This is a genomic window from Mycobacterium sp. IDUB_37, from assembly GCF_055419245.1.
Genome location: NZ_JBVAXG010000003.1, coordinates 168,010 through 178,639, shown reverse-complemented (window position 1 = coordinate 178,639; position 10,630 = coordinate 168,010). Strand labels below are relative to the sequence as shown.

Genomic DNA, 10,630 nt, shown 5'->3' with positions numbered 1-10,630 from the left:
AGCCGGGCGCAGCGGGCCGGCGCCATCAGGTTTCGTGACGGTCGCAAGCGCGGCGGAGCCGGGCGCAGCGGGCCGGCGCCATCAGGTTTCAGTCAGATCACGCACGCGCGCATAGTGTTCTAACACCGCGGGTTCCGGGGCGGCGGTGTACTGCTCGGTTCTCGGCGGCTGCCACGCCGGAGGTCGCGACGCGTCGCTCAATGCCCACGACGCCTGCCGCGCGGCGCCCAACGCGACATACTCCGCAGGAGCCGGTACCAGCACCGGGACGCCGAACACCGTCGGCGCGATTTCGCGCACCGCAAGGGATCTGGCGCCGCCGCCGATCAGCAGTACGCGGCGCGCGCTGACGCCGTGCGAGGTCAGTTGGGCGACACCCTCGGCGAGCGCGCACAGCAGGCCTTCCACCGCGGCCCTGGCCAGGTTGGCCGGCGACGAATTCGATACCCGCAGCCCATGTAGAGCACCAGTAGCGTTGGGGCGGTTCGGAGTTCGCTCGCCGTCCAGATAGGGCACCAGCACCAGGCCCGCGCTACCCGGCGGTGCCGATAGCGCGAGACGGGAGAGCTGTGCGTGGTCGACCCGCAGCATCGCCGCGGCCGCATCGAGTACCCGCGCGGCATTGAGTGTGCAGACCAGCGGCAGATAGCGCCCGGTGCCGTCGGCGAATCCGGCTACGTACCCGTTCTCGTCCCGGGTCGGGCCTGCGGCGACGGCGCACGCCACACCCGAGGTGCCGATCGAGACGATCACGTCGCCGTCCTGGGCGCCGAGGCCGAGCGCCGCGGCGGCGTTATCGCCCAGTCCGGCACCGAATACCTCAGTGCTGCTTCTGGTCTGATCGGCCGGTCCGAGCACGGTGGGCAGTGCGGGGCGGCGGCCGCGCAGCGCCATCTCCAGGAGGTCAACGCGGTAGCTGTCGCCGGCCGCATCGAAGTAGCCGGTGCCGCTGGCGTCGCTGCGGTCGGTGGTCAACGTGGCGATGTCGGTCTCGCCGCGCAGTCGCCAGCTCAGCCAGTCATGAGGAAGGCAGACCGCGGCCGTGCGATCGGCGTGATGCGGTTCATTGTCGGCCAGCCAGCGCAGCTTCGCCACGGTGATGGCGGCCAGCGGTACCAAACCGACTGCCTGCGCCCACGCCGCTGCACCGCCGAGTTCGTCGACGAGAGCGCGCGCCGCGTCGGCTGAGCGCACATCGTTCCACAGCAGCGCGGGCCGCACTGTCTGTCCGGCAGTGTCCAGACAAACCATTCCGTGTTGCTGGGCTCCGACCGCGATCGCATCGACATCGTCGAAACCACCCGCCGCCGTTATCGCCGCGCGGGCGGCGGATTCCCAGGCGGCCGGGTCGATTTCAGTGCCGTCGGGATGGGCGGCGCGTCCCTGGCGCAGCACCTCGCCGGTTTCGGAATCGCACACGACAACCTTGCAGGACTGGGTTGAGGAGTCGATGCCGGCGACCAGGGTCATGAGCTCAGCAGGGCTTGCAGCGTGGCCCGGGCACCGGCACGGTGCAGGGAGTCCAGCGTCCACAGATACGCCTCGAGGAAGCGCGGTTCGTGGATGAGGTTGCCGAAGATGCTTTGGTTGTTGAGGAATGCGCTGGGGTCTTCGCGCTGGGAACGCGCGAGCGGAATCAACGCATCCGCCAGTGGGTCCACCACATCGATCGGATGACCTTGCTCGTCGACTCCCTCGGCGTACCGGGCCCAGCTGGCGACGATCGCTGCCGACAGTCGAATCGGACCGCCGGAGCGCAGGTTGGCACGAACAACCGGCAGCAACCACTTCGGGATGCGGTCGGAGGATTCGGCGCACAGCCGGCCCACGGTGTCGCGGACATGGGCGTTGCTGAAGCGGGGGAGCAGCTGATTCCGGAACTCGGCGAGGCCGGGGATCGGTTTCAGCGTCGGCATCGCCTCGGAATCCATGTAGCGCGAGAGCAATTCGGCGATCAGCGGGTCTTGGGCGGCTTCGTGCACCAGTCGGTAGCCGCTGAGGTAGGCGAAGTAACACAGGCCTTGGTGGCTGGCGTTGAGCAGTCGCAGCTTCATCGCCTCGTACGGCGCGACGTCGTCGACCAGCGTGACGCCTGCCTGCTCCAGCGCAGGCCTGCCGTCGGCGAAATCGTCTTCGAGGGCCCACATGGCGAACGGCTCGGCAGCAACCGGCCAGGCGTCGTCGACGGCGAATCTGGTGGCCAACTGTTCGGTGACCTCGGGTGTGGTGACCGGTGTGATCCGGTCCACCATCGAGTTGGGGAATTTGGTGTTTTCCCGTATCCATTGTGCGAGATCAGGATTGAATGCTTCCGCATAGGATGTGAATGCCTGGCGTGCCACGTGCCCGTTTTCGACGATGTTGTCGCACGACACGATGGTCGGGGAGCTCAGCCCGCGTACGCGCCGCCGGTTGAGGGCCTTGGTCACCAGCCTGAAGACGGCGCTGAGCGGTTCGTTGTAGCCGCCCTCGGTGATGGTGAGCGAGATGATCCGGATGGCCGGATCGGCGAGCATCTCGATCACGGCGGCGGGATTGTCTGGTGCATAACGGAAGTCGGTGATGGAGCCGAGCACCCGCGGTTCTTGGGTGCCATCGGGGTGCTTGAGGACCAGCGTGTACAGGTAGTCCTGGCTGCGGAGCGCATTGCGCATCAGTCGGTCGCCGGGCAGCACACCGATTCCGCAGATGCCCCAGTCCTGCGCGAGTCCCTGGTTGAGCAGTCGGTCGATGTACATCGCCTGATGCGCGCGGTGAAAGCCGCCGACGCCGAAATGAGCGATACCGGTGGTTATTTGGCTGCGGTCGTAGTTGGGTACCGGGATTTCCAGCGCGGACAGGTTCGCTGCGTTGAGTTTCATGACGGCAGCTCGCTGCCGTGCCGGCGGTATGCCGACGGGGGGCTACCCCACGCGCTGCGGAATGCGCGGGTAAACGAGCTGGCACTTTCAAAGCCGACTCGGGTGGCCACCTGCAGCACGCTCAATTCGGGATCGGCCAGCAGTGCCGCGGCTTTCATGAGGCGCGCCTGTTGGGTGTAGTCGCGCCAGGTCATCTGCAACTCGCGATGGCACAGCCGTCGTAGTGAGCGGGGTGACATGCCGGCCTTCGCTGCCGCGTCTTCAATTGTGATGTCTGCCAGCTTATTACGCGTGTAGTGCAATGCGGTAACGAGTTGCGGGTGGTTGGTGGTCGGCAGACTGAACGGGTTCTGCGATTCCAGCAATTCAGCGAGCAGTTCGGCGAAGCAGTGAAAGTACGCGTCGGCGATGCCGTCTGAGGATCTGCGGTCGATCGGCCACCGGCAGGCGTAGATGATCATCTGCCGGATCAGTCCTGAGACGGCGACGATTCCGGCGTCTTGCCGAGTTGGCTGAAGGTGCCGTGGGTCCAGGAATATCGACACGGAGCGCACCCGAGTGTCGATCGTGCTGATGTGCCCGAGTCCGGCCGGAATCCATGCGGCCTGTCGTTCGGACAGCACATAGGCGCCCGTGTCTGTCTCGACTTCGAGGACGCCTTGGACGACGTACTCCAGCTGGTGCAGGTCGTGCGCATGCCGTGCGGTGGTGACCCGCTGACCTTCGTAGATGAAGGCGCCGGCGGTGCAGCGGCCACCCTGACGCATGTCCAGCAGGAATGGTGTGTCCGCTGCGGACAAGGTTGTGGCCGTTTGTGCAGAGAGAGTCATCGCCGTCCGATGGTACGACTAGAACTCATGTCAACACAGTCCTTTACCCCGGCCGCCGGTAACCCGAAGTACACCAAGTACTACGACACCGTCATCGCGCTGATGACGCGCGAAGAACGTTGGCGCTCTGCCGCTATCCGGCAACTCGGGTTGAAACCCGACGACGTGGTTGTCGATATCGGCTGTGGCACAGCATCGTTGGCGATCAGGATGAAGCGGGATCAGCCCGGGGCGCGGGTGATCGGGGTAGATCCCGATCCGGAGGTCCTGGCTATCGCACGTGACAAAGTGCGTAAGGCGTTGGACGCCGACGCGATTGAATTCGTACAGGGCATGGGAGACAAGGCGGTCGAATTGGTCGGACCGGGAACCGCCGACAAGGTGGTGTCGAGCCTGGTGTTGCATCAGTGCCCGGTTCCGATGAAGAAGGCGATCATCGCCAACATGTTCACCCTGCTACGGCCCGGCGGCGAACTCGTCATCGCTGACTTTGGACTGCAACGCAGCGCGGCCATGCGCCTGGGTTTCCGGATCGTTCAGTTCGCCGACGGGAAGGAGGACACCCAGCCCAATGCGGATGGGATCCTGCCCGAACTGATCGAGCAGGCGGGTTTCGCCCGTGTCGCCGAAGCAGCGGTCATCCGGACCCTTTCGGGATCCATTTCGATCTATCAAGCAACGCGATCGACGGCATCCGGCGAGGAGAAACGCTAGCGTTGGTAGATGTTCCCCGAGAATCCAGCAAAGGCGCTGGCCGCCTTGTGCGCCGCGGCCGTCCTTCTTGCGGGATGTACTTCGCACCCGTCGACGTCGAGTCCGGATGCCGCGCCCGGCGCGGGCTCGACGGGTAAGTCCGGCGCCAATGTGCCCGCCCCGGCGGGGGCACTGTTCACCGCCGGGGTGCCGTGGAACCAGGATATTTCCGGTGCTCTCAAGGCCGGCCGATCCGATGCCATCATTCACGCACTGAGCGACATGGGTGGTTGGGGCACCGGAGCATTCCAAGCCGACTTCTCCATCTCGGTCTTTTTTGCCGACAGCAAGACGCCCCGGGTCCAAGTCGTCGGCACCGATCAGTACTGCTTCGGCGGACCGGACTGCGACGCCGTCCCCGCCCAGATGCCGGTGCCGTCCAACGCTCATTTCGAGGGCTCTTCCAACCTCAGCTGCGACACCAGCGGCGCTACCGAAGGTCAGTCGGACTGTCATCTGCTCGTCGTCGAGCGCGACCAGCACAAGCTCTACGAGATCTATCACGGGGGCAAGAAGGGCGAAAAGATAGCGGCGGAAGGCTTTTTCGTCTGGGATCTGACCAAGCAGTACCCCGAGACGCTGCGGGGCGACCAGTGCACCAGTGCCGACGCCGCCGGTTTCCCGATCGCCGCAATGACACCGACGGCGGATGAAGTCGCCGCCGGCGCGGTCAATCACGCGATTCGGTTCATCCTGCCGAACGATCACATGAAGGCCGGCGTCTATGCCCGTCCGGCCACCCATGCCGGCGGCCCGGACAGCAACGATCCGAACGCGCCGCCCTATGGTGTTCGGCTCCGGCTGCGAGCCGATTTCGACGAGTCGAGCTACTCCGAATCGCAGCGGGTGATCATTGCGGCCCTGAAGAAGTACGGGATGCTGCTCGCCGACGGCGGCCAGGTGCCGCTGACCTTCGCCGATGACCGGACCAGTGCCAAGAAGTGGTCGGAATTGGGTATCGACGCCCAATCTTTCAGCGGTGTCACGGTCGACCAGTTCGAGGTGGTCGAACTCGGCAACGAGGTCAACCTCACCTACGAGTGCGTCCGCAATCAATGAGCGGCGCGGGGTCATCGCGACTGATCAGGTATCGAGTCTGCATTGGGTGCGGTGAGCCTGCGGTGGCGGCGTCGAAACTGCATCAGCGTCGTCCCCGCGCCGATTTTCCCGCGCTGTGCGCAGTCTCGGCGATGTGGATGCACGCTCGCTATCGGGGTCTGCGGCGGTCAATAATCGGGAAATGCACCCGACGTTCACCAGCGTTGCCCGGTGGGTGGGCCCCACGCTCGGAACAGCTTTGATCGGCTTGATCGGCGTCGGGTGGGCGGCCCCGGCCAACGCCGATTACCAAACACCCCAGCCGTTGCCGGTCTTCGCTCCGCATCCCTCGGACTGGCAGCCCGACTATTCGGTATTTCCCTACAACATGTGGCAGAACCGCGTGACGCCCGAGCAGATCACAGCCGAGCGCGAGTCCTGCCAATGGTTCAATGCGCAGTACGGCGAGCTGATGGGTCAGGTGTTCGGATTCCAGCGCTTCCTCGGTGATCTGCACGACGTGTGGTCGGCGCCCGGCGTGCAAGCCTCCGGTGCAGCGGTCGCGGCCAACCTCGACCAGTCGGCGGCGTTTCTCGATCCCCGCGCGCACACGCTCTATGTGGTCAACTACGACACCAGCAAGTCCTCGCCGCTCTACAACGGCGACTCGTTCTCTCATCTCTGGTATCAGTTCACCCAGATCAGCGACAAGATCAAGCAGAAGATGGTCTCCGGGGTCATCAATGCCAACATCGCGACGGCCAACGTTTACGGCAACACGATCCGCGACTCCCACGTGTGTGACGGGGCGTGAAGTCGCGGGCGGCCGGGCAATACCAGTCACGCCAGTCACGGCCGGGGTCGGCATGACCGATCCTGGAAAGCGATATCTCCGGTGATATCAGCGGGTCCCCAGCGGCTTGATATCACCCGCGCTATCGCATTTCAGAACACATCACGCCCGACTTTTGAGATGCAGGAGTGACGGGTGTGATCTGAAGATCAGTTGCGCGGCTCGCCGGCGAGCCACAGGCGCACCAGGCAGCGGCGGTTCTCGACCTCGGGAGCGTCGACGAAAGCTAGCCGGTTGTGCAGGGTCACGTGATTGTCCGCGAAGAGGATGTCGCCGGGTTGGAGGGTGAACTTGACGGCATTCGCCGGGTCGTTCAGGGCGCGGTCCAGCGCGTCCAGCGCCTGGCGCTGGCGGTCGGTCATCGGCCGGCCGCCGCGGTAGTGGCCCAGTTCGATGTGCAGGCGGTTGTAGCGCAGTTGCACGCCGTCAGCGGTGTCGGTGAAGACCGAGCCGACCGTGATCGGGTCCTCGCCGGGCTCGGTCTCGTGTGAGCGGTCGAAGCAGAAGTCCCCGTACAGCTCTTCGATCAGCTCGGGCTGCGTCGCCAGGATCGCGTTGTAGGCGGTGTGGCCGCTGACCATCAGTGACTCGCCACCGGAGACCGCCTTGCGCAGGCACAGCAGGCCGAGCACGTCGGGGCGGCTGCCGGCGTAAGCGCAGGCCGAGTCGGTGTGAAAGATCAGTTCCGAGTTCGTCTTGGAGCCGCGCGCCTCGCCGACCGACTGGCCAGTGTCCTGGACCAGGTAGACGCGGTCGCCGTGGCGGTTCTGCGGCTGCGGGTCGCCCAGGTAGGTGCCCAGGCCCCAGTAGAGCATCGAGGCTTCTTCGTCCGTCCAGCCGTCGAAGGAAAGCCCGCGCAGCACGGCGAAGCCGGGGCCCAGGCGCAGGCACTGGCGGATGCCGCGCGCGATGTCCAGCAGCGCCGGCTCCTGGAAGTCAGACGGCTCGATGGTGGCCAGCGTCCTGCCGAGGCGACGCAGCTCGTCGCGGATACGCAGGCACGCCGCGGACTGTTGCGGGTCGACCGCGAGCATGTAGTCCCAGGCGTCCAGGCTGGCGCCATTCCACGCTGTGGGTCCGGCCACCGTCCGACGCTGAATCTGCTGCGACCGTGCCATTTTCGTCGAAGTGGTGATCACTTGAGTCATCCCCTTTTTCTTGCCGTCTCGTCTTTCTATGAGTTTGGAGTGAGCCGCTTGTGCAATTCTTGCGGGACTCTAAAAAGCCCGGCAGCGATCGCGGCCGGGGCGTGGGGGCATGACTGAACCGCCGAACGTGGCCGCGCACAGGCCACGTTCGGCGGTTGCAGGGGTGACGTCTAAGCGGCGACCGGGACCAGCTCTCGGGTCATCGGGCCGACCGCTTCACGTTGCGGTGTGAATCTGATGAACAACCGTGCGATGAAGGGCGCCGCCAGCAGCATCAGCACCACCCGGATGACTTGCGACGCCATCACGAATGCGACGTTGGAGCCAGAACCGGCGGCCGTACCGAGCACCGCGTAGATGCCGCCGGGGCTCGTCGCAAGGTATCCGTCAAGCATGCTCAGTCCTGCCGCGTGAGCGAGCACCACGCCGAGACCGGCCGCAACCAGATTGAGCACCATGATCAGGGCGAACGCCCCGGGCAGGATCCGGCGGATCGCCCGCAGCGACTCCCGGTCGAACTCGAGCAGCGTCTGCCAGACGATCATCATGATCCCGGCCTGGACCAGCAGCATCGGCACCGTGAGCCCCTTGGCCAGCCCGGCGAATTCCAGCGCCATGGTGATCGCCATCGGGCCGATCAATCCGGATCCGGGCAGCCGCACATACCTGCCCGCCGCTGCGCCGACCACCACGATGGCCGCGATCAGGGGCAGCTCGAAATGCAAAGGAAGGGAATAAGTTTCGTTCACCTGCGCGCCATGGTTGGTGGTGCTGTGGAAGAAGGCCGTCGCGACGACGGGCATGGCCGCCGTGATCAGGGCAACGCGCAGGTACTGCACGGCCGCGACGACGCGATCGTCACCACCGAGGTCGCGTGCGATGGCCACCAATCCGGACGAGCCGCCGGCCACGAGCGCAAGGCCGCCCGTCAGCGGGCTCACGTCGCGGTGCATGCCGAGCAGTGCGCCGCCGGCGACGCTGAGGATCAGCGTGCTGACGGCGACCGCGATGACGATCGGCCAGTGCGAGCCCAACGCGGTCAACGAGATGTCGCGCACCATCAGACCGGTGTAAACGCCGAGCACGCCCTGTGCCGCCAGGCCCGCTCCGGGTACCGCGCGATGCGCGCGACGGGTGAGTGCCCAAGAGAAGACTCCGCAGCCAATACCCACGATGAGAAGGTCGATCATGTCCATGCGGTAGAGATTTCAGCGCATGGCTTGTCGGATTCTTGCTCCCTTCTTGCTATGCAGGTCAAGCAAGGTGCGCGGCGAAGAACCGGTCCACGGCGTGATACATGTCGATGACGTTCTCGGGGTTGAGAAAACCATGACCTTCGTCGTGTTTGACCATGTACTCGACCTCGACGCCGCGGGCCCGCAGTGCCTCGACCAGGTTGTCGGACTCCGCCTGAACGACGCGCGTGTCGTTGGCTCCCTGGACCACCATCAGCGGGGTGCGGATCTGGTCGACCTTGGTGATCGGCGAGCGTGCGAGCATATCGGCCTCCTGCGCCGGGTCGTCGGGATTGCCGACGAACAGGTGCCAGTTATTGGCCAGGTGGGGCCGCGCTATCGCGGGAAGCGTGCGCATGAAGTTGGCCAGGCTGGAGATGCCGACATAGTCGACGGCCGCCGCAAACACGTCCGGGGTGAAGGTGACGCCGACCAGCGCGGCGTAGCCGCCGTAGGAGCCGCCGAAGATGGCCACACGCTGCGGGTCCGCGATGCCTTGCTCGACGGCCCAGTCGACCGCGTCGATGAGGTCGTCGTGCATCTTGCCGGCAAACTCGCCGATCGCGGCCTTGACGAAGGCTTTGCCAAACCCGGTCGAACCGCGAAAGTTGACCTGCAGCACCGCATATCCGCGATTGGCCAATAGCTGCACCTCCGGGTCGAACCGCCACCAGTCCCGGGCCCACGGTCCGCCGTGCACGACCAACACCAGCGGCAGCCCTTTGGGCTCCACCCCAAGGGGCAACGTCAGGTAGGCATGCAGGTCCAGGCCGTCGCGGGAGGTGATGGTGACCGGTGTCATCGGGGCCAACTGCTCGGGGTCGAGGTGCGGGAACGGCCGAAACAGCAGCCTGCTCTGGCCGGTGCTGTGGTCATAGAAGTAGGTGTGCCCGGGTTTGCGGTCGTGATTGAAGCTGACGATCCACCGTTGGCCGCTCAGGTCGGACGACAGCGCCCCGATATCGCCGTCGTACAGCTTCTCGAGGTTGGCCAGAACGTCGGCGAAGTGAGGGTCGAACGGCCGAATGACCTGTCGCTCACCCAGATACCGTGCCCCGAGGAGTTCGCCCGTGCGCCGGTGCTGGATGAGTGGTTGGGCGATCGTGGGCCACACCAGGCCGCGTGAGTCCAGATCGAACGTGGGGTGGCTGTCGACGGCGGTCTGCGTGCCGGTCGCCACCTCCAGCCGAACCAGGCGCGTCCGGTCGGTGCCTACGTTGGAGCCCATCCAGATGCCGGTCCCGTCCGGGGTGACGACCATCGGGAAGATGCCCATGGTGTAGTCGGCGCCGTCGTAGGTGGCGATGGAGCGCAACGATTCTGACCCCGCGTCCCACTCGAACAATTCGACGTCGCCGTCTGGGGTCAGCGCCATCGCGAACAACTCGCCGCTACGGCTGGCAAGCCAACCCGTCACCTTGCCTGGATTTTGCGCGAGCATGGTGAGTTCGCCCGAGGCGATGTCGAGTTCGTAGACGTCCATCTGCTCGACGTGTCGCTTATTGGAATGGATGATTGCCTTCCCGGGTAGGCCGGCGGGAAGCTCGAATATCGATTTGGCGCCGTCGAACGGAGTGAGGTCGACGGCGGGCGCATCGGGATCGTCCAGATCGACGCGGAAGACGTGCCAGTTCTCGTCGCCGCCGCGGTCCTGCAGGTACAGGATCCAGCGTGGGTCGTCGGTCCATTCGAAGCTCAGCACCGAGCGGGTCTCGTCCGCGGTGACGCAGCGCGCTTGCTCGTCGTCGTCGAGCGGTTGCACCCACACGTTCAGGCGGTTCTTCCACGGCGCGAGGAAGGCCATCCGGGTGCCGTCGGGCGAGATCGTCGCGCCGGCACGGGCAGGTGGTTTGAAAAGGTCTTCGACGGAGATCGGATCGGGCTTCGGATCGTGGTGTGCCATGTGGCGTCC

Annotated in this window: 9 protein-coding genes; 3 read left to right on the top strand and 6 right to left on the bottom strand. The window is 65.4% G+C overall.

The window, feature by feature from the left end; translation table 11 throughout:
* Nucleotides 1-81 precede the first annotated feature (81 nt).
* The 3 genes from ACZY1I_RS11635 to ACZY1I_RS11625 are packed head-to-tail and all read right to left on the bottom strand — an operon-like array spanning nucleotide 82 to nucleotide 3,691.
* Complete coding sequence (locus tag ACZY1I_RS11635) at nucleotides 82-1,470, bottom strand: FGGY family carbohydrate kinase (protein WP_463754546.1); 1,389 nt, start codon at nucleotides 1,468-1,470, stop codon at nucleotides 82-84.
* The gene (locus ACZY1I_RS11630; protein WP_463754545.1) at nucleotides 1,467-2,861 is read right to left on the bottom strand and encodes a mannitol dehydrogenase family protein; all 1,395 of its coding nucleotides are present in this window, start codon (nucleotides 2,859-2,861) and stop codon (nucleotides 1,467-1,469) included. Before ACZY1I_RS11630 ends, ACZY1I_RS11635 begins: the two co-directional genes overlap by 4 nt.
* Nucleotides 2,858-3,691, bottom strand: a complete 834-nt coding sequence (locus ACZY1I_RS11625) for an AraC family transcriptional regulator (RefSeq protein ID WP_463754544.1) — start codon at nucleotides 3,689-3,691, stop codon at nucleotides 2,858-2,860. The genes ACZY1I_RS11630 and ACZY1I_RS11625 overlap by 4 nt, the downstream gene beginning before the upstream one ends.
* A 27-nt stretch (nucleotides 3,692-3,718) precedes the next feature.
* On the opposite strand from ACZY1I_RS11625, the gene ACZY1I_RS11620 reads away from it, so the two are divergent.
* The 3 genes from ACZY1I_RS11620 (at nucleotide 3,719) to ACZY1I_RS11610 (ending at nucleotide 6,296) form a co-directional block, all read left to right on the top strand.
* On the top strand, nucleotides 3,719-4,405 hold the full coding sequence (locus ACZY1I_RS11620; protein ID WP_463754543.1) for a class I SAM-dependent methyltransferase: 687 nt from the start codon (nucleotides 3,719-3,721) through the stop codon (nucleotides 4,403-4,405).
* Nucleotides 4,406-4,414: 9 nt separating this feature from the next.
* Nucleotides 4,415-5,503 carry a hypothetical protein gene (locus tag ACZY1I_RS11615; RefSeq protein WP_463754542.1) on the top strand — a complete coding sequence of 363 codons (1,089 nt, stop codon included), beginning with the start codon at nucleotides 4,415-4,417 and terminating at the stop codon, nucleotides 5,501-5,503.
* A 181-nt stretch (nucleotides 5,504-5,684) separates the two neighbouring features.
* On the top strand, nucleotides 5,685-6,296 hold the full coding sequence (locus tag ACZY1I_RS11610; RefSeq protein ID WP_463754541.1) for a hypothetical protein: 612 nt from the start codon (nucleotides 5,685-5,687) through the stop codon (nucleotides 6,294-6,296).
* Between the two features lie 188 nt (nucleotides 6,297-6,484).
* On the opposite strand, the gene ACZY1I_RS11605 is transcribed toward ACZY1I_RS11610, so the two are convergent.
* The 3 genes from ACZY1I_RS11605 to ACZY1I_RS11595 form a co-directional block, all read right to left on the bottom strand.
* The gene (locus ACZY1I_RS11605) at nucleotides 6,485-7,483 is read right to left on the bottom strand and encodes a TauD/TfdA family dioxygenase (RefSeq protein WP_463754540.1); all 999 of its coding nucleotides are present in this window, start codon (nucleotides 7,481-7,483) and stop codon (nucleotides 6,485-6,487) included.
* Between the two features lie 170 nt (nucleotides 7,484-7,653).
* Nucleotides 7,654-8,679: an AbrB family transcriptional regulator gene (locus ACZY1I_RS11600; protein WP_463754539.1), complete on the bottom strand. Its 1,026-nt coding sequence runs from the start codon at nucleotides 8,677-8,679 to the stop codon at nucleotides 7,654-7,656.
* A gap of 58 nt (nucleotides 8,680-8,737) precedes the next feature.
* Nucleotides 8,738-10,621, bottom strand: a complete 1,884-nt coding sequence (locus tag ACZY1I_RS11595) for a S9 family peptidase (RefSeq protein WP_463754538.1) — start codon at nucleotides 10,619-10,621, stop codon at nucleotides 8,738-8,740.
* Nucleotides 10,622-10,630 lie beyond the last annotated feature (9 nt).